This window comes from Achromobacter animicus (genome assembly GCF_040775605.1).
GTDB lineage: Bacteria > Pseudomonadota > Gammaproteobacteria > Burkholderiales > Burkholderiaceae_B > Achromobacter > Achromobacter animicus.
Genome location: NZ_JAYGJK010000001.1, coordinates 5,874,823 through 5,898,071 on the forward strand (window position 1 = coordinate 5,874,823; position 23,249 = coordinate 5,898,071).

23 protein-coding genes are annotated in these 23,249 nt (G+C 64.0%); 17 read left to right on the forward strand and 6 right to left on the reverse strand.

Features of this window, described 5'->3' with window-relative positions:
* Window positions 1-82 precede the first annotated feature (82 nt).
* Together AB3147_RS26840 and AB3147_RS26845 are read left to right on the forward strand one after the other, a co-directional pair.
* The gene (locus tag AB3147_RS26840) at window positions 83-328 is read left to right on the forward strand and encodes a hypothetical protein (RefSeq protein ID WP_175124989.1); all 246 of its coding nucleotides are present in this window, start codon (window positions 83-85) and stop codon (window positions 326-328) included.
* Window positions 325-798, forward strand: coding sequence for a type II toxin-antitoxin system VapC family toxin (locus tag AB3147_RS26845; RefSeq protein WP_175139639.1), 474 nt, complete (start codon window positions 325-327; stop codon window positions 796-798). The genes AB3147_RS26840 and AB3147_RS26845 overlap by 4 nt, the downstream gene beginning before the upstream one ends.
* Window positions 799-877: 79 nt before the next feature.
* Here AB3147_RS26845 and pyrE read toward each other — a convergent pair whose 3' ends face one another.
* A complete protein-coding gene (gene pyrE, locus AB3147_RS26850) occupies window positions 878-1,564 on the reverse strand; it encodes an orotate phosphoribosyltransferase (protein WP_367353418.1) in 687 nt (228 codons plus the stop codon).
* A 131-nt stretch (window positions 1,565-1,695) separates the two neighbouring features.
* On the opposite strand from pyrE, the gene AB3147_RS26855 reads away from it, so the two are divergent.
* Window positions 1,696-2,490, forward strand: coding sequence for an exodeoxyribonuclease III (locus AB3147_RS26855; RefSeq protein ID WP_218343266.1), 795 nt, complete (start codon window positions 1,696-1,698; stop codon window positions 2,488-2,490).
* 412 nt (window positions 2,491-2,902) lie between these two features.
* On the forward strand, window positions 2,903-4,249 hold the full coding sequence (gdhA, locus tag AB3147_RS26860; RefSeq protein WP_105241110.1) for an NADP-specific glutamate dehydrogenase: 1,347 nt from the start codon (window positions 2,903-2,905) through the stop codon (window positions 4,247-4,249).
* Between the two features lie 157 nt (window positions 4,250-4,406).
* On the opposite strand, the gene AB3147_RS26865 is transcribed toward gdhA, so the two are convergent.
* A complete protein-coding gene (locus AB3147_RS26865; RefSeq protein WP_175124985.1) occupies window positions 4,407-4,898 on the reverse strand; it encodes a copper chaperone PCu(A)C in 492 nt (163 codons plus the stop codon).
* Between the two features lie 18 nt (window positions 4,899-4,916).
* Entirely contained in the window at window positions 4,917-5,816 is a 900-nt protein-coding gene (locus AB3147_RS26870; protein WP_056560345.1) for a LysR family transcriptional regulator ArgP, read from the reverse strand.
* Window positions 5,817-5,963: 147 nt separating this feature from the next.
* On the opposite strand from AB3147_RS26870, the gene AB3147_RS26875 reads away from it, so the two are divergent.
* The 7 genes from AB3147_RS26875 to AB3147_RS26905 all read left to right on the forward strand — a co-directional run bounded on the left by AB3147_RS26875 (window position 5,964) and on the right by AB3147_RS26905 (window position 13,126).
* The gene (locus tag AB3147_RS26875) at window positions 5,964-6,596 is read left to right on the forward strand and encodes a LysE/ArgO family amino acid transporter (RefSeq protein ID WP_175124984.1); all 633 of its coding nucleotides are present in this window, start codon (window positions 5,964-5,966) and stop codon (window positions 6,594-6,596) included.
* Window positions 6,597-6,604: 8 nt separating this feature from the next.
* Window positions 6,605-6,919: an antibiotic biosynthesis monooxygenase family protein gene (locus AB3147_RS26880; protein ID WP_175124983.1), complete on the forward strand. Its 315-nt coding sequence runs from the start codon at window positions 6,605-6,607 to the stop codon at window positions 6,917-6,919.
* A 51-nt stretch (window positions 6,920-6,970) separates the two neighbouring features.
* Window positions 6,971-7,912 carry a LysR substrate-binding domain-containing protein gene (locus AB3147_RS26885; protein ID WP_175124982.1) on the forward strand — a complete coding sequence of 314 codons (942 nt, stop codon included), beginning with the start codon at window positions 6,971-6,973 and terminating at the stop codon, window positions 7,910-7,912.
* Between the two features lie 369 nt (window positions 7,913-8,281).
* A complete protein-coding gene (locus AB3147_RS26890) occupies window positions 8,282-9,445 on the forward strand; it encodes an ABC transporter substrate-binding protein (protein ID WP_367353419.1) in 1,164 nt (387 codons plus the stop codon).
* 141 nt (window positions 9,446-9,586) lie between these two features.
* The gene (locus AB3147_RS26895) at window positions 9,587-10,459 is read left to right on the forward strand and encodes a branched-chain amino acid ABC transporter permease (RefSeq protein ID WP_006216335.1); all 873 of its coding nucleotides are present in this window, start codon (window positions 9,587-9,589) and stop codon (window positions 10,457-10,459) included.
* Window positions 10,460-10,462: 3 nt separating this feature from the next.
* On the forward strand, window positions 10,463-12,385 hold the full coding sequence (locus AB3147_RS26900) for an ABC transporter permease subunit (protein WP_367353420.1): 1,923 nt from the start codon (window positions 10,463-10,465) through the stop codon (window positions 12,383-12,385).
* Between the two features lie 18 nt (window positions 12,386-12,403).
* Entirely contained in the window at window positions 12,404-13,126 is a 723-nt protein-coding gene (locus AB3147_RS26905) for an ABC transporter ATP-binding protein (RefSeq protein ID WP_056560356.1), read from the forward strand.
* Window positions 13,127-14,007: 881 nt separating this feature from the next.
* On the opposite strand, the gene AB3147_RS26910 is transcribed toward AB3147_RS26905, so the two are convergent.
* From AB3147_RS26910 to AB3147_RS26920, 3 genes are all read right to left on the reverse strand, one after another.
* Entirely contained in the window at window positions 14,008-14,433 is a 426-nt protein-coding gene (locus AB3147_RS26910; protein ID WP_191579564.1) for an organic hydroperoxide resistance protein, read from the reverse strand.
* 163 nt (window positions 14,434-14,596) lie between these two features.
* Complete coding sequence (locus AB3147_RS26915; RefSeq protein WP_367353421.1) at window positions 14,597-15,058, reverse strand: MarR family winged helix-turn-helix transcriptional regulator; 462 nt, start codon at window positions 15,056-15,058, stop codon at window positions 14,597-14,599.
* A gap of 60 nt (window positions 15,059-15,118) precedes the next feature.
* Entirely contained in the window at window positions 15,119-15,826 is a 708-nt protein-coding gene (locus tag AB3147_RS26920; RefSeq protein ID WP_175124978.1) for a Crp/Fnr family transcriptional regulator, read from the reverse strand.
* A 172-nt stretch (window positions 15,827-15,998) separates the two neighbouring features.
* Here AB3147_RS26920 and AB3147_RS26925 point away from each other — a divergent pair, with 172 nt between their 5' ends.
* The 6 genes from AB3147_RS26925 (at window position 15,999) to AB3147_RS26950 (ending at window position 23,235) form a co-directional block, all read left to right on the forward strand.
* Complete coding sequence (locus AB3147_RS26925) at window positions 15,999-17,975, forward strand: AMP-dependent synthetase/ligase (protein WP_367353422.1); 1,977 nt, start codon at window positions 15,999-16,001, stop codon at window positions 17,973-17,975.
* 5 nt (window positions 17,976-17,980) lie between these two features.
* Window positions 17,981-18,778 carry an ABC transporter ATP-binding protein gene (locus tag AB3147_RS26930; protein ID WP_056560369.1) on the forward strand — a complete coding sequence of 266 codons (798 nt, stop codon included), beginning with the start codon at window positions 17,981-17,983 and terminating at the stop codon, window positions 18,776-18,778.
* 24 nt (window positions 18,779-18,802) lie between these two features.
* Window positions 18,803-19,732, forward strand: coding sequence for a branched-chain amino acid ABC transporter permease (locus AB3147_RS26935; protein WP_063955103.1), 930 nt, complete (start codon window positions 18,803-18,805; stop codon window positions 19,730-19,732).
* Window positions 19,733-19,755: 23 nt separating this feature from the next.
* On the forward strand, window positions 19,756-20,820 hold the full coding sequence (locus tag AB3147_RS26940) for a branched-chain amino acid ABC transporter permease (RefSeq protein ID WP_218342582.1): 1,065 nt from the start codon (window positions 19,756-19,758) through the stop codon (window positions 20,818-20,820).
* A 135-nt stretch (window positions 20,821-20,955) separates the two neighbouring features.
* Entirely contained in the window at window positions 20,956-22,293 is a 1,338-nt protein-coding gene (locus AB3147_RS26945) for an ABC transporter substrate-binding protein (RefSeq protein ID WP_108005808.1), read from the forward strand.
* Between the two features lie 105 nt (window positions 22,294-22,398).
* Window positions 22,399-23,235, forward strand: a complete 837-nt coding sequence (locus AB3147_RS26950; RefSeq protein WP_175124974.1) for an ABC transporter ATP-binding protein — start codon at window positions 22,399-22,401, stop codon at window positions 23,233-23,235.
* The last annotated feature ends 14 nt before the right edge of the window (window positions 23,236-23,249 follow it).

Below are 23,249 nucleotides of genomic sequence, written 5' to 3' on the forward strand. Positions count from 1 at the left end.
ACTGAATCGGGGGCCGCGGCATATTGCCGCGGCCTTTTGTTTGGCCAAGAATGATCTGGTCGATTTCGCCGGAGGCTTGGCCATGAACTACACCGAGGTCAGCAGCAACGACTTGCTGCACCGATTCACCGATTACCTGCAGGCCCTCAGCCAAGGGCAGCACTTCATCATCGCTGTCGACGGCGTGCGCCGCGCAAGGCTGACGCCCGTCCTGCCCGATACCTCACTGAACGCGCACGATGCCCTGGAGGCCATGAAGCGCCTGCATACCGCGGCTCCGGTCTCCCACGACATCATCCGCGCCTGGATCGAAGAAGGCCGGGAATGAACACCATCCGTCTGGTGCCGGACGCGTCGGTCGCCCTTGCCTGGCTGCTGTACCGCGTGGATGTCCACGAATCGCTGCTTGCCCAGCATCTGCTCGACGTCGCGCACGGCTCGCAAAACACCGTGCCTCACATCTGGCGCGTGGAAGTTGCCAATGGCGTTTTGCGTGCAGAGCGCAGCCAGCGCATTTCGCGGGCCCAGGTCGCTGCGTTCAATCAACTTCTCGACAACCTGCCCATCGCCGCCGACAACGACGATGCGGCTTCCAGCATCGCGCGCACCTGCCAGCTTGCCCGCGCCCATGGGTTGACTGCCTACGACGCCAGTTATCTCGAACTCTCGCTGCGGCAGCGCGCGTGCCTGGCCACCTTTGACCGCAAGCTGGCGGACGCGGCGCGGGCCAGCGGCGTCACCGTGTTCGGGCAACCGCACGGCGTCGCCGAACCCGTTGCGCCCTACCTATGGCAATGACGTTTTGGCAATTGCATCTTTGCAATGACAAAGGGCGGCCCATGGCCGCCCTTTGTCATTGCTTTCAGCAACGAGACGCTTACTTCACCCCGTACTTCGTCCGATACGCCAGCACGGCATCCCGGTTCTCCGCAAACGACGTATCATCCTGCAGCAGGGCCAGGATGTCGGTCAGCGAGGCAATCGCCACCACGGGGATGCCGTAGGTCTTGGCCACGTCCTGCACGGCCGAATGCGGCGACAGGGCGTCGTCCGGGCCGGCGCGTTCCATGCGGTCCATCGCGATCAGCACGGCGGCCGGTTCGGCGCCGGCGGCGCGGATGATTTCCACGGACTCGCGCACCGACGTGCCGGCCGTGATGACGTCGTCAATGATGACGACCTTGCCTTTGAGCGGAGCGCCGACCAGCGTGCCGCCTTCGCCGTGATCCTTGGCTTCCTTGCGGTTGTAGGCGAACGGCACGTCGCTGCGGCCCTGCATGTCCGGGTGGCCGGCCAGCGCCACGGCGGTGGCGGTGGACAGCGGGATGCCCTTGTACGCGGGGCCGAACAGCATGTCGAATTCGACGCCGGAATCCAGCAGCGCCTGTGCGTAGAACTGCGCCAGCTTGCCGACCGAACGGCCATTGTTGAACAGGCCTGCGTTGAAGAAATAGGGGCTGATGCGGCCCGACTTGACCTTGAAGCTGCCAAAGCGCAGAACGCCCTCGTTCAAGGCGAAACGGACGAAATCCAGGGCGGTGACGGAGGACGGGGCGGCGGGCATGCAGGGTGATCCGGTAGGTGGCAGACCCCGCATTTTATCCGCTGTCGGGGCTGTTCCAGGTGGCCGCGGCGGAGTCGGTTAAATTCCTGGCATTGTCCGCCCCCTTGCGGCCGCATTACAGGAGTTTCGCTTTGCTGCGCATCACGTCGATCAACCTCAATGGCATCCGGTCCGCCTTCAAAAAGGGCCTGCAACCGTGGATGGAAAAGCACGCCGCCGACGTGCTGTGCCTGCAGGAAATCAAGGTATCCCACGAGGACCTGACCGACGAACTGCGCCATCCGCCCGGCTACACCGGCCACTTCCACCACGCCGTGAAAAAGGGCTACAGCGGCGTGGGCATCTACCTGCGAGATGCCGCCGAGCGCGTGAACAACGGCTTTGATTGTGAAGAGTTCGATAGCGAAGGCCGCATCATCCGCGCCGACTGGAAGGATCTGTCGGTCATCAGCGCCTACCTGCCTTCCGGCTCCAGTGGCGACGAACGCCAGCAGGCGAAGTACCGCTTCCTGGACAGTTTCGGCCCGTGGATCGATGCCTTGATGCACGAGCACAAGACGACCGGCCGTGAATTCGTCATTTGCGGCGACTGGAACATCGCGCACAAGGAAATCGACCTAAAGAACTGGAAGGGCAACATGAAGAATTCGGGCTTTCTGCCCGAAGAGCGCGCGTGGCTGACGGACGTCTTCGACAAGCGCGGCTTTGTGGACGTATTCCGCACCATCGACGACCGCCCCGACCAGTACACCTGGTGGAGCAATCGCGGCCAGGCCTGGGCCAAGAACGTCGGGTGGCGCATCGACTACCAGATCGCTACTCCCGGCATCGCGGCCAAGGCGCGCAGCGTCGCCATCTACAAGGACGAACGCTTCTCGGATCACGCGCCGTTGACGATCGATTACGACTTCACTTTGCGCGCGTGATTTTTCTCAAAATAAATATAGGGACGCATTAAGGGCGCCAAGCGGGCGGCGGCGTCTTTGCGACGCTGCCGGATGCCCCGCAGCGGCGTATCAGAAGGCGCCCTGCCCTATGCCGCATAGGCGAAATTAAACGGGGACACTTCAAAAATCCCTGAATTTTCAAGCTCCCCCGTTTGATCAGCCCGGTTTCCATCCACAGGCGGTCAACACTCCGCTTTTATACGTCCCCGTTTATCGTCTGGAAAAATCTGTTTGTTATCAAGGTGATGGCGCAGTTTTTCGCTTTGCGCAGGGCAACATTTTGCCCCTACAATCCCCGCACCATACAGGTGCAGCCATGCACCAAAACAAACTGATCGCGCCCCAATTTGGCGCAATTTCCGCACCTATTCGAAGCACCCCCGAGGAGATCATGGTGAAAGTGCAGAGTCTGGACGACTTCCTGCGTGGCGTCGCCGCGCGCGACCCGCAGCAACCCGAATTCATGCAAGCCGTCCAGGAGGTGATGCTCAGCTTGTGGCCCTTCGTCGAGAAGCATCCCCACTATGCCGAGCACGCTCTGCTGGAACGCCTGGTCGAACCGGAACGCGTCATCCAGTTCCGCATCTGCTGGACCGACGATCAGGGCCGCGCCCAGGTCAACCGCGGCTTCCGCATCCAGCACAGCTCCGCAATCGGGCCCTTCAAGGGCGGCATGCGCTTTCACCCGTCGGTGAACCTGTCGATCCTGAAATTCCTCGCCTTCGAACAGACCCTGAAGAATTCGCTGACCACGCTGCCCATGGGCGGCGGCAAGGGCGGTTCCGACTTCGATCCCAAGGGCAAGTCCGACGCCGAAGTCATGCGCTTCTGCCAGGCGCTGATGATCGAGTTGTATCGCCACCTGGGTCCGGACACCGACGTGCCCGCCGGCGATATCGGCGTGGGCGCGCGTGAAGTCGGCTTCATGGCCGGCATGATGAAAAAGCTGTCCAACTCGACCGCCAGCGTCTTCACCGGCAAGGGCCTGACCTTCGGCGGCAGCCTGATCCGCCCCGAAGCCACCGGCTACGGCACCGTCTACTTCGCCGAAGAAATGCTCAAGCGCGTGGGCAAGTCGTTCGACGGCATGCGCGTGTCCGTGTCGGGCTCGGGCAACGTGGCGCAGTACGCCATCGAGAAGGCCATGGCGCTGGGCGCGCGCGTCATCACCGTGTCGGATTCGAACGGCACCGTGGTCGACGAAGCCGGCTTCAACCACGAGAAGCTTGTGGCGCTGATGCACATCAAGAATGACCTGCGCGGCCGCCTGGACACCTACGCCCGCCAGTTCGGCCTGCAGTACGAAGCCGGCAAGCGCCCGTGGCACGTGCCCGTCGACGTCGCCCTGCCCTGCGCCACGCAGAATGAGCTGGAGCTGTCGGACGCCCAGACGCTGATCAAGAACGGCGTGCTGGCGGTTGCCGAAGGCGCCAACATGCCCGCCACGCTGGACGCCGCCAAGGCCTTCATCGCCGCGCGCGTGCTGTACGCGCCGGGCAAGGCCAGCAACGCCGGCGGCGTCGCCGTGTCGGGCCTGGAAATGGCCCAGAACTCGGCCCGCCTGTCGTGGACCCGCGAGGAAGTGGACACCCGCCTGCATGCCATCATGCGCGACATCCACGAAAACTGCGTGCGCCACGGCCATTCGGAGCGCGAGTACGTGAACTACCTGGACGGCGCCAACATTGCCGGCTTCGTCAAGGTCGCGGACGCCATGCGTCAGCAAGGGCTGTATTGATCGCCGCCCGCTGAAGCGCGCGCGACAACGCGCGGGCCCGGCATGCAAAAGGCCGACTCGGATGAGTCGGCCTTTTGCATTGCGGCGATGGCGGGCCGCGGATGGGCCCGCGCCTGCGCCTTTAAAAAGCGCGCAGCCTGGCGGGGTGGCGCAAAGATCAGTGCTTCATCGCGCCGTGATCGTGGCTCATGCCGGGATTGTGCGAGGCCGGCTTGACCTTGAACTCCACCGCCACTTCGCCTGCCTTTTCGAACTTGAGCGTGGCGGGCACAGTGGCGCCATCCTTGAACGGCGCCTTCAGCTTGATGAACATGACGTGATAGCCGCCCGGGCTGAGCTTGACCTCGGTATCGGCGGGCAGCGCGATGCCGCCTTCGACCTGACGCATCTTGGAGACGCCGTTTTCGGTCTGCACGGTGTGCAGTTCGACGCGTTCGGCGGCATCCGACGAGACCGACAGCAGACGGTCCGGCGCCTTGGCATCGTTGTCGATATCCATGTACCCCGCACCGTTGGCCTGTCCGGGCGCCGAGGCGCGGACCCAGAGATCGTCGACTTCGACCTGGCCGACCTTGTAGTCCTTGGCCCACGCCGAACCGGCGGTGCACAGGCCGATCGCGGCAACAACGGCAAACTTGCGGATGTTCATGGGTGTCCTCCTGAGACGTTAGCGGCGCCTGACCAGGCTGCGGGCGGCTGACAGCACCGAGTCGGTCAAGGCTTCCATGGCCTCGGAGTTTACCCGCCAATGCTGCCAGTAGAGCGGCACGTCCTCCCACGCCCGGCCGCGCAGCAGAACGAGTTGACCGGCATCAAGATGTTCCTGCACGAGCGGCAGCGGGTTCATGGTCCAGCCCAGTCCGCCCAGCGTGGCCTGCACGAAGGCGCGCGTGGACGGCACCCACCAGACCGGCGGCTCCCACGGCGCGGGGTCGGCGATCTTGTGCGCAAACCGCGCCTGCAGCGCGTCCTTGCGGTTGAAGACCAGAACGGGCGCCTGAGCCAGCGTCTGCGCGTTGACGCCCGAGGCGAAGTAGCGCTTGTGGAAGTCCGGCGTGCAGGTGGCCACGTAGCGCATGCTGCCCAACGCGTGGATGCGGCAGCCCTGCACCGGATCGGCCAGCGTGGTCACGGCGCCCAACACGGAGCCGTTGCGCAGCAGCGCGGCCGTGTGATCCTGGTCTTCGGACAGCATGTCCAGCGTGGCGCGGGTGCGCGCCGCGAATTGCAGGGCGGCGTCGACGAACCAGGTTTCCAGGCTGTCGTGGTTGACCGCGATGGGGATGCTGGCGTGGGGCACGTCGTCGTCGGCCACGCCCAGCCGGTTCAGCGCGTCGTGTTCCAGCAAGGCGGTCTGCTCGGCCAGTTGCACCAGCACCTGTCCGTCTGCCGTGGCGGCGGCCGGCACCGTGCGTTGGACCAGCAGCCGGCCCATCCGGTCTTCCAACGCCTTGATCCGTTGCGACACCGCCGACGGCGTAACGCTGAGCGACAGCGCCGCGCGCTCGAAACTCCCTTCGCGCACCACTGCGGCCAGGGCGCGCAGGTTACCGTGATCGATTTTCATCAGATTAGAAATACTTAATATAGTGAAGGAAAATTAGCTGTATTTCATATATATGGCAAGGGAAAATGGCGCATTGCCGATCGCTCTCAGCATTCGGCCACCCATCAAAGCGCCGCCACAGGCGTTGCAGTCACAGGTATTTTTTCCATGTTTGCCACCTTGTCATCCCCCGCCTTTCTTACCGCCTGGGCCAGCGGCACGGCCACGGGCCTGGGCCTCTTTGCCGTCGTGGGCGCGCAAAGCGCGTTCATCCTGCGCCAGGGCCTCATGCGCGCGCATCTCTTGAGCGTCGTCGCCATCTGCGCGCTGATCGACGCGGTCTTCATCTTTGCCAGCGTGTCCGGCCTGCAGGCGCTGACCGCGTGGTTCCCCTGGCTGACGACCGCCGTGCTGTGGTTCGGCGTGGCGTTCCTGACCTGGTACGCCGCGCAATCCGCGCGCCGCGCCTGGACCGCCACGGGGGGTCTGGCCGCCGCCCGCGACGTGGTGCCGTCGCGCCGCGCCGCCATGCTGGGCGCGCTGGGTTTCTCGCTGCTGAACCCGCACTTCTGGCTGGACATGGTGGTGGTCGGCTCGCTGGCGCACGGCTTCGAAGACGCCCGCATGGCCTTCGCCGCCGGCGCTTTCACCGCCAGCCTGCTGTGGCTGGCGGTACTGGGCATCGGATCGCGGCTCTTTGCACCCTTCTTTGCCAGCGCGTCGGCCTGGCGCGCGCTGGACGGCATCATCGCCGTGGTCATGGCTGGTTTGGCGATCAGCCTGGCGCTGAAGGGCGTCTGAGCCTCGCCATGTACACCTCCACGTTCATCTTCGCCATAAAGCAGTTCGACGACGCATTCCACCGCCTCGACCAGCGCATCGCAGAGGCGGCGCGCGCGATGCCGGGCTACCTGGGGGAAGAATCCTGGGAAGACACCACGCGCGGGTTGTTCGCCAATGTCTATTACTGGCAATCGCTTGAAGCGTTGGACGCGCTGATCCGGCATCCGGCGCATCAGCAGGCCAAGGCCGCGCAGTCGCAATGGCTGGACGGATACCGGGTGGAGATTGCCCAGGTGCTGCGCCAGTACGGGCACGGCGTGCCCGCGCCGGCACTTTTATAATCGGCGCCTCACCACTTTCTGTCGGGCGCCGGGCCGGCCCGCCAACGCGCCATGCGTGGACCTTCGCCTTCCAAAGACGTGCGCCTGCCGCCGCTTGCCGCCATCCAGGCGTTCGAAGCGGCCGCGCGGCTGGGTTCCTTCGAGCGGGCGAGCGAAGAACTCTTCGTCACCGCCAGCGCCATCGGCAAGCGCATCGCCTCGCTGGAAACCCTGCTGGATGTCACGCTGTTCATTCGAAGCAGCCGCGGCGCGACGCTGAGCGCGGCCGGACGCGAGTACCTGGAACAGGTGCGTACGGCGCTCGATCTGCTGTCCGACGCCTCGCTGCACAAGCGCAACGAACCCAAGCTGGAAACGCTGCGCGTCGTGTCCACGCCGACATTCGCCCGGCAGGTGCTGATTCCTGCCCTGCCCGGTTTCACCGCGGCAAACCCCGGTGTCGAACTTGAAATCATGCTGTCCATTCCCTACCTGGACATCATGCCCCCCAACGCCGACGTCTGGATCCGCTTTGGCAGCGGCAAATATCCCGGCCTTCATGCGCATCCGCTCACGCACGATCCGGTGTTCGCGGTGTGCGCACCGAGTTATCAAGCGGCGCGCGGCCCGTTCAAGCGGCCCGCCGATTTGGCGCGCGCCGACCTCTTGCGTTGCCCGATGGAACCCTGGCGTCCGTGGCTGGCGGCGGCTGGCCTGGACTGGCCCGAGCCGTCGCGCGGCGTGTGGCTGGTAGACCTGGGCATGATGCTCGCCGCGGCGCGCGCCGGCCAGGGCGTGGCGCTGACTCGCCGATCGCTGGCCGCCGAGTGGCTGGACGAAGGCAAGCTCGTTCGCGTGCTGGATGTGGAGATCCCCGGCGAGTCGCAGTACTACCTGTGCACCGAAGCCACACGCACACCGGGCGGCGCGGCCCAGGCGTTTTCCCTATGGCTCGCCGAGGTCTGCAAACGCGCAGCCCAATGGCCATGCGGGCCGCAGGCCGGTCAGGAATAAATTTCCAGTTATCTGCGGAATGAATTTCCGCACGACGCCGCACCCTGATCGCTAGGATGCGGCCAGCGTGACTGCGCCCGTCCCGGAGACACGCTGTGTGGACAAGCGGAAGCGGACGCATTGCGAACGCAACACCGACGCACGCCCATCTCACCGCCCATTCCACTCACAGCATTCAGCAAGCTGAAAGGAACCTTGCATCCGCACTAGGTATTTACGCGGAAAAGCACCGCCGGGTCAGATTCGCGTAAGCGATTAAGCAGACAGTCACGACACGCAACAAAGGAGCGCGCCAACAAAACACCATCCGCCGATTGGCGCCAGCACACGGCTTTCCACGCAGTTCACCCAATTACAACGGAGACATCCATGGATTTTCGTTTGAAGCTGCTTGCAGGAACCCTTGCATTTGCCCTATCGGCCGCGTCCCACGCCGCCGACCCCATCAAGATCGGCGTGGCCGGCCCCTACACGGGCGGATCGTCCTCCATGGGCGTCAGCATGCGCGACGGCGTTCGCCTTGCCATTGAAGAGATCAACAAGAACGGCGGCGTGATGGGCCGTCAGCTCGTCGCGGTCGAACGCGATGACGAAGCCAAGAACGAGCGCGGCGTACAGATCGCGCAGGAACTGATCAACAAGGAACAGGTGACCGCCACCGTCGGCTACATCAACACCGGCGTCGCATTGGCCTCCCAACGTTTCTACCAGGACGCCAAGATCCCGGTGTTCAACAACGTGGCCACCGGCAGCGTGATCACGCATCAGTTCAAGGCGCCTGAATACCCCGACAACTACGTGTTCCGCAATGCGGCCCACGACAGCATCCAGGCCCCGATGATCGTGGAAGAAGCGATCACGCGCCGCGGCTTCAAGAAGGTCGCGATCCTGGCCGACTCCACCAACTACGGCCAGCTCGGCCGCGAGGACCTGGAAAAGGCCCTGGACGCCAAGGGCATCAAGCCGGTCGCCGTCGAGAAGTTCAACATCAAGGACGTCGACATGACGGCCCAGCTGCTCAAGGCCAAGGCCGCGGGGGCCGAAGCCGTGCTGACCTACGGTATCGGCCCGGAGCTGGCCCAGGTCGCCAACGGCATGACCAAGCTGGGCTGGAAGGTGCCGATCATCGGCAGCTGGACGCTGTCCATGGCCAACTACATCGACAACTCCGGCGCCAACGGTGAAGGCGCGCGCATGCCGCAGACCTTCATCCAGGACCCGGACACGCCCAAGCGCAAGGCGTTCATCGACGCCTACCTGGCCAAGTTCAAGCCCAAGAACAACCGCATCGATTCGCCGGTGTCGGCGGCGCAGGGCTATGACTCCATCTTCCTCTTGGCCGCGGCCATCAAGCAGGCGAACTCGACCGACGGTCCCAAGGTGCGCGAAGCACTGGAAAACCTGCAGACCCCGGTCGAGGGCGTGGTGATGACCTACAACAAGCCCTTCTCGCACGACAACCACGACGCGATCACCGCGAAGGAAGTGGTCATCGGCGAGGTCAAGGGCGGCCGGGTCATCAAGGCCAACTAAATCCCGACAAGCAGGAAGGCGGCGGCTGCCCGGCCGCCGCCGCCCGCGCCTGAAGCTTCGGGCGCGGGGCATGCAGCCGCCTGAAAACAGCGTTCTGCCCAAGGGGGTTGGGACGGAACACAGCGCCTCAAGACACACACCATGATTCTTCTACAGCTCATCTATAGCGGTATCGCGCTAGGCATGATCTATGCGGTCATTGCGTTCGGCTACCAGCTCACCTTCGCCACATCGGGCACCTTGAACTTCGGCCAGGGCGAAGCCCTGATGCTGGGTGCGCTCGTCGGCCTCACGCTCGTCGGACTGGGCGTGAACTACTGGGTCATGATTCCCATCGTCTGCATCTTCGGCTTCGCGCAGGGCGCGCTGGTCGAACGCGTGGGCGTGCGGCCCGCCATCAAGACGCGATCGGAATTCGGCTGGATCATGGCCACCATTGCGCTGGGCATCATCTTCAAGAACGTGGCCGAAAACATCTGGGGCCGCGACGACCTGCGCTTTCCCTCGCCGCTGCCCGAGGCGCCGATTCAGGTGCTGGGCGCCAACGTGCTGCCGATGGAGCTGCTGGTGGTGTTCGGCGCGCTGGGCATGATGATTCTGGTGGAAATCTTCAACCGCAAATCCATCTACGGCAAAGCCTTCGTCGCCACGTCCAACGACCGCGACGCGGCCGGCCTGATGGGCATCAACACCGGCATGGTCATCACGTTCTCGTACGCACTGTCGTCGCTGACTGCGGCGTTTGCCGGCGTACTGGTCGCGCCGCTGACGCTGACGGGCGCCACGATGGGCGCCGTGCTGGGCCTGAAGGCATTTGCCGTCGCGATCATTGGCGGCCTGTCCAGCGGGATGGGCGTCGTGGTGGGCGGGCTGATCCTGGGGATCGCCGAAACGACCACCGGTTTCTATCTATCAACGGGATACAAAGACGTGCCGGGATTGGTATTGCTGCTGCTCGTTTTGACCTTCAAGCCCGCCGGCCTGTTCGGCAAGACCGCGATCAAGAAGGTGTAAGCGATGAAACCCCTGCATCTTCTCCTATCCATCGTGGCCGTGGCCTGCCTGGCCGCCGTGCCGCTGGGCGTGACCAACACGTATTACCTGCACCTGATTGAAACCATCATGATCTATTCGATCCTGCTGTTCGGGCTCGATATCGTGGTGGGCTACACCGGCCAGGTGTCGCTGGGCCACGCCGGCTTGTTCGGCATCGGCTCGTACGTGGCCGGCGTGCTGGTCTTTCATCTGCAGATTCCCATCTGGCTGACACTGCCCGCCGCCATCGTCATCGCCGCCGCCTTTGGCGCAGTGCTGGCGCTGCCGGCGCTGCGCGTCACCGGCCCCTATCTGGCGATGGTGACGCTGGCCTTCGGCACGATCATCCAGATTCTGATCAACGAGATGACCTTCCTGACCGAAGGCCCGCTGGGCATCAAGGTCACCAAGCCGTCCATCGCCGGCCACGTGCTGACCAAGGCCGAATACTTCTGGCTGGTCGCCGCGCTGCTGGTGATCTCGCTGATCGTGGTGCACCGGATCTTGAAGTCGCACCTGGGCCGCTCTTTCGAAGCCTTGCGCGACAGCCCCATCGCATCCGACTGCATGGGCGTGTCGGTGTACCGGCACAAGGTGATCGCCTTCGTCATCAGCGCCGGCTTTGCCGGCCTGGCGGGCGCGCTGTACTCGTATTCGGAACAGTACATTTCGCCGAACACGTACAACTTCGAACTGACGATCCTGTTCCTGCTGGCCATCATCATGGGCGGCCGCAAGAGCCGCACCGGCGCGCTGCTGGGCGCCTCGATCATCGTGCTGCTGCCCAAGATGCTGGACGACATCGGCACCTTCCGCCTGATCGCGCTGGCGGTGGCGATCCTGGTGACGGTGGGCAGCGTCGTGGCCATCTCCAAGGGCCGCACCGAGCCGCGCAAGGTCGCGGTGCCGGTGATCGGCACGATCGTGCTGGCCATCTTCTCGTACTGGCTGGACGCCGTCACCGATTGGCGCCTGACCATTTTCGGCGCGATGATCCTGTTCGTCGTGTACTACCTGCCCGACGGCATCGTGGGCTTCGTTCGCAACCTGTTCTTCTCCACGCGCCGCGCGGCCCTGGCCGTCAAGAAAGACCTGGTGAAGGAACAGGACGCCGTGCCGGACGCGGTGGCGGGCAAGGGCGAGACCCTGCTCGCAGCCAAGAACTTGCTGATGCAGTTCGGCGGCCTGAAAGCCCTGAACGAGGTGGACCTGACCGTCAAGCGCGGCACCATCCACGGGCTCATCGGACCCAACGGTTCCGGCAAGAGCACGATGATGAACGTGCTGACCGGCATCTACGTGCCCACGGCCGGCGCGGTGGAGTTCGGGGGCAAGTCGCTCGTCGGCCTTCCGCCCGCGGACATCGCCGAAGCCGGCATCGCGCGCACGTTCCAGAACGTGCAACTCTTCGGCGAAATGACCGCGCTGGAGAACGTGCTGGTGGGCCTGCATCACACGTTCACGACGGGTCTGGCCGGCATCGCGCTGCGCACGCCCAAGTGGAAGACCGAGGAACAGGGCGCACGGGCACGGGCCATGGCGCTGCTGGAGTTCGTCGGCCTGGAATCGCTGGCCAGCGAAGAGGCGCGCAACCTGCCCTACGGCAAGCAGCGCCTCCTGGAGATCGCCCGCGCACTGGCGCTGGATCCGCAACTGCTGCTGCTGGACGAACCGGCGGCAGGCCTGACGGCGCCTGACATCGTGGAACTGCTGGCGATCATCCGCAAGGTGCGCGACCACGGCATCACGCTGATCCTCATCGAGCACCACATGGACGTGGTGATGGGGGTGTGCGACACGGTGTCGGTGCTGGACTTCGGCCAGAAGATCGCCGAGGGCCTGCCTAACGAAGTGCAAAGCAACGCCAAGGTGATCGAGGCGTATCTGGGCGGCGCGCCCGCCTGACGCCAAGGGGACAAGAAGATGCTATCGATCAAGAATCTGGAAGCAGGCTACGGGAAGGTGAAGGTGCTGCACGGCATCAGCATGGAAGTGCCGAAAGCCAAGGTGGTGACGTTGATCGGCTCGAACGGGGCTGGGAAGACGACGACGATGCGGGCGCTGTCGGGGATGATCCGGCCGACTGCGGGGGAGATCACGCTGGGTAGCAAGCGGATTGATGGGATGGAGTCACATCGCATCGCGCGGTTGGGGCTGGCGCATTCGCCGGAGGGGCGCCGGGTGTTTCCTACGCTGTCAGTGACCGACAATCTGCTGCTGGGTGCGTTTCCGCGTCTGACGGGTAGCCGGCCTAAGGGTGACGTTCAAGCTGATCTGGGGCGGGCGATGGATCTGTTCCCTCGGCTGAAGGAACGGCGGGATCAGCTGGCGGGGACGCTGTCAGGCGGTGAGCAGCAGATGCTGGCGATGGCGCGTGCGGTGATGTTGAATCCGGAATTGGTGCTGCTGGACGAGCCTTCGATGGGACTGGCGCCGATTCTGGTTGAAGAGGTGTTCCGGATCATTGCGCGGCTCAAGGAGGAAGGCGTGACGATGCTGCTGGTGGAGCAGTTCGCGGCGGCGGCGTTGAATGTGGCGGATTATGGGTATGTGCTGGAAAACGGGCGGATTTCTGTGCATGGGAGTGCGGAGAAGTTGAAGCATGATCCGGCTGTGGTGGCGGCTTATTTGGGTGGGGGGCATTGAGGGTGACGATTGGTCGGCTAGCGGTGAGGTGGGTTCTTTAGACGCCCGCCGCAGCGGGGGCCTGGGTGCGCGGGGCTACGATTGCGGTCCGGAGCCTTCGCTCCGGACTGCCCCGTCCTCATCCTCGTTGCCGCCTACGGCGGCTGCCTTCGGATTCCGTCGGGCGCATCTACACGCCCCGCGCACCCAGGCCCCCGCTGCGACGGGCTCGTGTGGTTTCAGCTTTACCGGCGGCGGGGTGAGTCGAGTTCTTTAGGTTCTTGCCCACGGTGGGGGGAGAGAGAAAGATCTTGCGGGGCCCGCCCGCGGCGGCCGCGCGGGCGGCCTTCGGGGGCTTACGCGGCGTCTTGCGTCGGAGCGATGACGCTTCGCGTGTGGCTGCGATGTGGTCGGGTTCTTGCCTATGTCAACGTTGGGTGTCTGACACTGACGAGCGTCATTCGCAAGCCGCTCTCCGCAAGCGCGCAAGCGCACGCCGCACCGACGACCCACGGCTCCGATGCCGATTGCCGCCGCCCGGGCGGCAGCAATTCGGCGGCCTCGCAGATCTCCTACCCTGAACACAGGTCTTGAAGCGCCGCGTACCAAAGACCCTCGTAGCACGGCGTCGCGGTCACCGTGGGCGCGAGCGCCGTCGATGCGCCCGACGGAATCCGTAGGAGTCGCCGCAGGCGAGGACGAGGATGAGGAAGGGGGAGTCCGGAGCGAAGGCTCCGGACCGCAATCGTGGGCGATCGTGCCCACGGTGACCGCGGCGTCGGGCGACCTACGAAGAGCTTCGTGGCGCGGCAAAAGGAAATGGGCCTCGCAGGCATCCGACCAAATCAGTCTTCACCTGCGAGGCCCACTCTCACGTCACATTGATCAATGCGACGTCACCCTCAGATGATCGTCAACGTCACATCAATGTTGCCGCGCGTTGCGTTCGAGTACGGGCACACGATGTGTGCGGCCGCGACCAGCTTTTCGGCCTCAGCGCGGTCCAAGCCCGGCAGCGAGATCTTCAGTTCCGCTTCGATGCCAAAACCCGTCGGAATCGCGCCGATGCCGACGATGCCGTTTACCGACACGTCCGCCGGGATCGCGATCTTGTCGCGGTTGGCGACGAACTTCATGGCGCCCAGGAAGCAGGCCGAGTAGCCGACGGCGAACAGTTGTTCCGGGTTCGTGCCTGCTGCGCCGGCGCCGCCCAGTTCGCGGGGGGTGGTCAGCTTGACGTCAAGGTTGCCGTCGTCGCTGACGCCACGGCCTTCACGGCCTCCGGTGGCGGTGGCGTTGGCGCGGTAGAGGACTTTTTCGATCGACATGGTGTGGTTCCTTTGAATGAAAGTTTGTACTGCTTGCCTTACGGGACCCTTCCCGGGTTGGCGGTCAACGATGAACTTGCGACTTGCTTAAGAGTTTAAATCGTGAACAACAATATCGTGCGCTATTTATAAAACCGGATGATGACAGTCATCACCCACAACCTCAAAGACTTCCGGCCAGCTTCTCCCGCAGCGCGTGCAGCATCTTCGTCATGCCCTGCGCTTCGTCCAGCGAACACTGCGCTGCCGCGCCAACCGCGTGCGGCACCGCTTCGGCCTTTTCGCGCAGATCGCGGCCCTGTTTCGTCAGACCCACGATCACCTGGCGCTCGTCGCTCACGGCGCGCTTGCGCGTCACCAGGCCCGCGGCCTCCAGGCGTTTAAGCAGCGGCGTCAGCGTGGCCGAATCCAGAAACAGGCGGCTGCCGATATCCGTCACCGTAATTTCGTCGCCTTCCCACAGCACCAGCATCACCAGGTATTGCGGGTACGTCAGGTCCAGCCCGCTCAGCAGTTTGCGGTACACCTTGTTCATCGCCAGCGAGGTCGAGTACAAGGCGAAGCACAACTGGCTGTCCAGCAGCAGCGGATTGAATGCGGCTTTGGTCTTGTTTCGGGATTTCATGGTGCGATATTAAATAGCGCGCGATTTATCGTCAACACTTTTTTTAGGTCCTGATAACGATTACGCCGCCTGCTCCGCTTCCACCGCGCCGCGGTCCGAGCCGTATTGCTTCAGCCCGTCCAGGTCCAGCACCCGAACCGCCCCGTATTCCACGTTCAGCAGCCCCGCCTCCTCCAGCTTGCGCAGCGCCTGGTTCGCACGCTGGCGTGACACCCGGGCCAGATAGCCGACTTCTTCCTGTGTAATCGTCAGTCGCATCCCCATGCCCGGATACAGCAAAGGGTTGAAGAGCTCGGCCAGACAGCGGGCCACGCGCGCATCGGGATCGAGCAGACGGTCGTACTCCGCCTTGCCGATGAACTGCGCCACGCGCTCGTTCAATTGATGCAGCAGATACCGGTTGAACGGAATACTGGTATCCAGCAACCAGTCGAACGTCGTGCCCGGCAGGCGCGCCACCACTGAATCGCGCAGCGCCACGATGTCGTACTTGCGGACCTCGCGTTTCAGCAGCGAGCCCTCGCCGATCCAGCCCCCGGCGGGCACGCCCGTCAGCGATGCGACCTTGCCTTCCGAATTGCCCACCGACACCTTCACCAGTCCCGCCAGTACGCCGATCCAAGCCTGGGCGAGTTCGCCTTTGCGCTCTATGATCGATCCGGCAACGACCTGCTGCACGGAAAGGTCCCGCTCCACGCGCGCTTGCTGTTCGGCGTTGAGCACGCGGAACCAGGCGGCGGCGAGTTGCAGGGAGTCGGATAGCTGCATCGGGAATACCCTAAAAGGCCCTTGAATGTCGCGATGGTGACAGTTGGTAGCAACCCAACCTTATACCTTAACTCCTGCCGTAAATCTAAAACCAACTGGTCAAGCACACCGCCGCAACCGCCGCTTCCATTGCAGGCACTGCGCGCGATGCGCCCAAACCGGAGGAGACAACGTGGCACATTCATCGCCCGCATCTGCACAGGTGCCGGCGGCGCCGGACACCTTTCCGGCGCTGCTGCTCGCGCATGCCAACGTTCGTGGGTCGCGGCCCGCGATACGAGAGAAAGACCTGGGGATCTGGCAAACCCTGACCTGGTCCGAAGTGGCGGAGCATGTCCGTCACGTCGCGCAGGGTCTTGCATCGCTCGGCATTCAGCCCGGCATGCACATCGCCGTCATCGGTGAAAACCGCCCGCGTCTCTATATGGCCATGATGGCCGCGCAATCGCTCGGCGCCATTCCGGTTCCGCTCTATCAGGACGCGGTCGCGCAGGAAATGGTTTACGTGCTGCAGGATGCGGAGATCAGCGTTGCGATCGTCGAGGACCAGGAGCAGGTCGACAAGATGATCGAAGTGCGCGAACAGTGCCCGGCGCTCAAGCATGTCGTGTTCGACGACCCGCGCGGCCTGCGCCATTACGCCGATCCCATGCTGCTGTCGTATGAGCAACTGGAAGCGCTGGGCAGCGAATATGCCGCCAAGCATCCCGACTTCTACGCGCGCGCCGTCGCTGCCGTGCAGCCGCACGACGCCGCGGCCATGTTCTATACGTCCGGCACGACGGGCAAACCGAAGGGCGTGGTGCTGACGCACCATGCGCTCATCGACCGCGCGCGCGCCGTGTCGGAAATGGAAAAGCTGACCGACCAGGAAGACGTGCTGGCCTATCTGCCGCCCGCCTGGATCGGGCAGAACATGTTCTCGTACACGCAGTTGCTGGTCACGGGCTTCACGGTGAATCATCCCGAGTCGCCCGACACCGTGTCGATCGACATGCGCGATATCGGCCCCACCTATTACTTCGCGCCGCCGCGCGTGCTGGAAGGTCTGCTGACCCATGTGATGATCCGCATGGAGGACGCGGGCTATCTCAAGCGCAAGCTGTTCGCGGCGTGCATGAAGCTGGCGCGCCGCGTTGGCACGAAGATCCTGGACGGTGAATCCGTCAACGCCTGGGACCGCATGCGCTACGCGGTGGGCAACGTGCTGATCTACGGTCCGCTGCGCAACGCGCTGGGCATGAGCCGCGTGCGCGTGGCGTACACGGCCGGCGAAGCCATCGGTCCGGACCTCTTTGTGTTCTACCGCTCCATCGGCATCAACCTGAAGCAGCTGTACGGCTCCACCGAAACCTCGGTGTTCGTCTGCGTGCAGCCCGATGGCCAGGTTCGCGACGACACCGTCGGACCGCCGGTGGCGGGCGTGGAGATTCGCGTGGCCGACAACGGCGAGATCCTGGTCAAGAGCCCGGGGCTCTTCAAGGAGTACTACCGCAATCCCGACGCCACGGCCGAAGCGCGCAGCGCCGACGGCTGGTTCCACACGGGCGACGCGGGCTATCTGGATACCGACGGTCAGCTCAAGATCATCGATCGCGCCAAGGACGTGGGCAAGCTGGCCAACGGCAGCCTGTTTGCGCCCAAGTACATCGAGAACAAGCTCAAGTTCTTCCAGCACATCAAGGAAGCGGTGGCGTTCGGCGCCAACCGCGAAGACGTTTGCGCGTTCATCAATATCGACCTGGAAGCCGTGGGCAACTGGGCCGAACGCCGCGGTTTGCCCTATGCCGGCTACACCGACCTGGCGGGCAAGGACGAGGTCTATCAGCTGATCGCCGAGTGCGTCGAGCAGGTCAACGCGGATCTCGCGACCGATCCGAAGCTGGCTGCGTCGCAGGTCAGCCGTTTCCTGATCCTGCACAAGGAACTGGACCCGGACGACGACGAGCTGACCCGCACGCGCAAGGTGCGCCGCGCCTTCATCGCGCAGAAGTACGGCGTGCTGATCGACGCGCTCTTTGGCGGCAAGCAGTCGCAGTTCATCGAGACCGAAGTGAAATTCGAAGACGGACGCACCGGCAAGATTTCGGCGGATCTGCGGATCCATCCGGTCAAGACGTTTCCCGCCATCACCGCCCGAGCCGCGTAAAGAACATGAGCCATAACGACCGCGACCAGCGTATCGGCGATGTCATGCTGGACATGCAGAACATCTCCCTGTCTTTCGGCGGCGTGAAGGCGCTGACCGATATTTCCTTCAACGTGCGCGAGCACGAGATCCGCGCCATCATCGGACCCAACGGCGCGGGGAAGAGCTCGATGCTCAACGTCATCAATGGCGTGTACACGCCGCAGCAAGGCGGCATCGCATTCCGCGGCGAGCGGTTTTCGCGCATGAACCCGCGCCGCGCCGCTGAAATGGGCATCGCGCGCACGTTCCAGAACCTGGCGCTGTTCAAGGGCATGAGCGTTCTGGACAACATCATGACGGGCCGCAACCTGCGCATGAAGAGTGGCCTGCTGGCGCAGGCGTTCCGCCTGGGGCCGGCCGAGCGCGAAGAGATGCAGCACCGCGAGTTTGTCGAGAACATCATCGACTTCCTGGAAATCCAGGCCTATCGCAAGACGCCGGTGGGCCGTCTGCCTTACGGCCTGCAAAAGCGCGTCGACCTGGGTCGCGCGCTGGCGATGGAGCCGCGCCTGCTGCTGCTGGACGAGCCGATGGCCGGGATGAACATCGAGGAAAAGCAGGACATGAGCCGCTTCATCCTGGATGTGAACGATGAGTTCGGCACGACCATCGTGCTGATCGAGCACGACATGGGCGTGGTCATGGACATCTCGGATCGCGTCGTGGTGCTGGACTACGGCAAGAAGATCGGCGACGGCAAACCCGACGAAGTTCGGGCGAATGAAGACGTCATCCGCGCCTATCTCGGCGTGTCGCACTAAGCCGGACAACCAAGGCGGAAAGACATGGGATTTTTTCTAGAGACCTTATTCGGCGGCCTGATGAGCGGCATGTTGTACGCGCTGATCGGCCTGGGCTTCGTGCTGATCTTCAAGGCGTCCGGCGTCTTCAACTTCGCACAGGGCGCGATGGTGCTGGTGGCGGCGCTGTCTATGGCGCGCTTCTCGGAATGGCTGCCGCGCTGGCTGGGCTTTGACAACATGATCCTGGCCAACGTGCTGGCGTTCATTGTCAGCGCCATCGTGATGTTCCTGCTGGCGGTGGCGATCGAACGCTTCGTGCTGCGCCACCTGGTCAACCAGGAAGCCACGACGCTGCTGATGGCCACGCTGGGCATCAGCTATTTCCTGGACGGCCTCGGCCAGATCACGTTCGGCAGCTCGGTCTACTCCATCAACGTCGGCATGCCCAAGGATCCGCTGATGATCCTGGACTCGGTGTTCGAAGGGGGGCTGCTCATCAACCTTGAAGACCTGACCGCGGCGGTCATTGCCGCGCTGCTGGTGGCGACGCTGGCGCTGTTCTTCCAATACACCTCGACTGGCCGCGCGCTGCGGGCCGTGGCCGACGACCACCAGGCCGCGCAGTCGATCGGCATTCCGCTGAACCGCATCTGGGTGATCGTGTGGAGCGTGGCCGGGCTGGTGGCGCTGGTGGCGGGGATCATCTGGGGATCGAAGTTCGGCGTGCAGTTCACGCTGTCCACCGCCGCGCTGCGCGCGCTGCCGGTGGTGATCCTGGGGGGGTTGACGTCGGTGCCTGGCGCCATTCTGGGCGGCCTCATCATCGGCGTGGGGGAAAAGCTGTCCGAGGTCTATCTGGGGTCGCTGGTGGGAGGCGGCATCGAAATCTGGTTCGCCTACGTGCTGGCGCTGGTGTTCCTGCTGTTCCGTCCGCAAGGGCTGTTCGGCGAGAAGATCATCGACCGCGTCTAAGCCTGCGTCACCGAGGATAAAAAATGTTCTATCGCGAAAACGGCCAATTCAAGACCAGCTATCGCGCTGACCAGCAGATCTTCCCGATCCGCCAGGACCGCGTCTTCATCTGGCTGCTGATGGCGGTGGCGTTCATCGTCGTTCCAGCCATGGCCAGCGACTACCTGCTGCGCGCCATCCTGATTCCGTTCCTGATCCTGGCGCTGGCCGCCGTGGGCCTGAACATCCTGGTCGGGTACTGCGGACAGATCTCGCTGGGCACAGGCGCCTTCATGGCGGTGGGTGCGTATGCGGCCTGGAACTTCGGCGTGCGCTTTCCCGGCATGCCGCTCGTGGTGCAAATCTTGTTGGGCGGCTGCTTTGCCACCATCGTCGGCGTGATCTTCGGCATCCCCAGTTTGCGCATCCGCGGCCTGTATCTGGCGGTGGCAACGCTGGCGGCGCAGTTCTTCGTGGACTGGGCGTTCCTGCGCATCCCCTTCTTCACCAACTATTCGTCCTCGGGCAGCGTGTCGGTGCCGCCGCTCACGGCCTTTGGCCTGCCGGTGCAAAGCGCCATGGAGAAGTACCTGTTCGTGCTGATCCTGGTTGTCATCTTCAGCTTGCTGGCCAAGAACCTGGTGCGCGGCGCCATCGGCCGCCAGTGGATGGCGATCCGCGACATGGACGTGGCGGCATCGGTCATCGGCATCCGGCCCATGTACGCCAAGCTGACGGCGTTCGCGGTCAGTTCGTTCATCGTGGGCGTGGCCGGCGCGCTGTGGGGTTATATCCACCTGGGCTCCTGGGAGCCGCTGGCGTTCGACCTGGGCCGTTCGTTCCAGCTGCTGTTCATGGTCATCATCGGCGGGCTGGGCTCGATCATCGGCAGCTTCTTCGGCGCAGCGTTCATCGTGCTGGTGCCCGTGGCACTGGCGAACATCCCGCACATGCTGGGTCTGCCGCTGTCGGTGGACACCGCCGCGCACATCGAGCACATGGTGTTCGGCGCGCTGATCGTGTTCTTCCTGATCGCCGAGCCGCACGGCCTGGCGCGGCTGTGGAGCATCGGCAAGGAGAAGCTGCGGATCTGGCCGTTCCCCCACTGATCTTTTTTCGTTTTGATTTCCGCGGGTCCCACGCGGCACGACCGCGCTGGACCACCGCCCCGAATACCCGGCTCAAGACCGGGCCAATCCCGGTGTCCCAGGGTTGAACCGACCCAAGCACCACGCAGGAGGTAAATGGAGATGAAGCGTCTTAACCTGAAGTTGGCGGCAGCCTTGATGGCCGCAGCCGGCGCCGCAGGCGCCGTGGCCACGCCGGCAATGGCGGCCGAAGAGCAGTTCGTTCCGTTGCTGGTGTATCGCACGGGATCGTTCGCGCCGCTGGGCATTCCCTGGGCCGACGGCAAGCTGGATTACCTGAAGCTCGTCAACGAACGCGATGGCGGCGTGAACGGCGTCAAGATCACGTACGAAGAATGCGAGACCGCCTACGCCACGGACCGCGGCGTGGAGTGCTACGAGCGCCTGAAGGGCAAGGGGACGGGCGCCTCGGGCTTCGATACCCAGTCCACCGGCATCACCTTCGCGGTCAGCGACAAAGCCATCATCGACAAGGTGCCCGTGGAAACCATGGGCTACGGCCTGTCGCAATCGGTGGACGGCAGTGTGTTCGAGTGGAACTTCCCGCTCCTGGGCACGTACTGGACTGCCGCCGACGTGATGATCCAGGACATCGCCAAGAAAGAAGGCGGCATGGACAAGCTCAAGGGCAAGAAGATCGCGCTGGTCTACCACGACTCGCCGTACGGCAAGGAGCCGATCCCGCTCTTGCAGAAGCGCGCGGCCAAGGAAGGCTTTGAGCTGCTGCTGTATCCGGTGACGGCGCCGGGCGTGGAGCAGAAGTCCACCTGGCTGCAGATCCGCCAGGCGCGTCCGAATTATGTGCTGCTGTGGAGCGCGGGCATCATGACGCCCACCGCCATCCGCGAAGCGCAGGCCAGCGGCTATCCGCGCGACAAGATGTACGCGATCTGGTGGGCAGGGTCGGAAGGCGACGTGAAGGATCTGGGCGATGTCGCCAAGGGCTACAACGCCATCACGATCCACAACAGCGGCGCCGACAGCGACAAGGTCTACGACGATCTGAAGAAGTACGTCTACGACAAGGGCCAGGGCGCGGACAAGACCGGCAAGACCACGCTGGGCACCATCGCCCACACGCGCGGCATGATGATCTCGATGCTGCAGGTGGAAGCGATCCGCGCCGCGCAGGAGAAGTACGGCAAGGGCAAGGCGCTGACGCCCGAGCAGGTGCGCTGGGGCTTCGAGAATCTTGACCTGACCCAGGAAAAGCTCGACAAGCTGGGCTTTGGCCAGATCATGCGTCCGGTCAAGACCTCGTGCGCCAACCACAAGGGCGACGACTGGGCCCGCATCGTGCAGTGGGACGGTTCCAAGTTCAAGGTCGTTTCCGACTGGTATCAGGCCGACAAGACGATCCTGGACCCGATGGTCAAGGAATCGGCGGCCAAGTACGCCAAGGAAAAGAACATCACGCCGCGCAAGTGCGAGTGATGCTTCTGGAGCACCCGCGGCCCCGCGCCGCGGGTGCGCAACGCAAGTTGATATGAACCGGCGGCCGGCTTTCCGGCCGGCCGCCGCCACGCCGCAGGAAGGTTTATGAACGACGCCAATATTGCCGCCGCCGACGCCCCCCAGGTGCTGCTCGATGTGAACGGCATCGAGGTGATCTACAACCACGTGATCCTGGTGCTCAAGGGAGTGTCCCTGCAGGTGCCCGAAGGCAGGATCGTGGCGCTGCTGGGCGCGAACGGCGCCGGCAAGACCACGACGCTGCGCGCGATCTCGAACCTGCTCAAGGGCGAGCGCGGCGACGTCACGAAGGGCCACATCCAGTACCGCGGCCAGCGTATCGAACGCCTGACTCCCGCCGAACTGGTCAAGCGCGGCGTCGTGCAGGTGATGGAAGGCCGGCATTGCTTTGCCCACCTCACCATCGAGGAAAACCTGCTGACGGGCGCCTATACGCGCAGCATGAGCCGGGGCGACACCACCGCCGCGCTGGAGCGGGTCTACCAGTATTTCCCACGCCTGAAGCAGCGCCGCACCAGCCAGTCCGGCTACACCTCGGGTGGCGAGCAGCAGATGACCGCGATCGGCCGCGCGCTGATGGCCAACCCCAACATGATCCTGCTCGATGAGCCGTCGATGGGTCTGGCGCCGCAGATCGTCGAAGAGATCTTCGAGATCGTGCGCGACCTGAACCAGCGCGAGCGCGTGAGCTTCCTGCTTGCCGAGCAGAACACCAACATCGCGCTGCGCTACGCCGATTACGGCTACATCCTGGAAAACGGGCGCGTGATGATGGACGGCGCGGCCGCCGACCTGGCGCAGAACGAGGACGTAAAGGAGTTCTACCTGGGCATTTCCAGCGGCGAACGCAAGAGTTTCCGAGACAACAAGTTCTACCGCCGCCGCAAACGCTGGCTGGCCTGATTCCCGACGCGGGC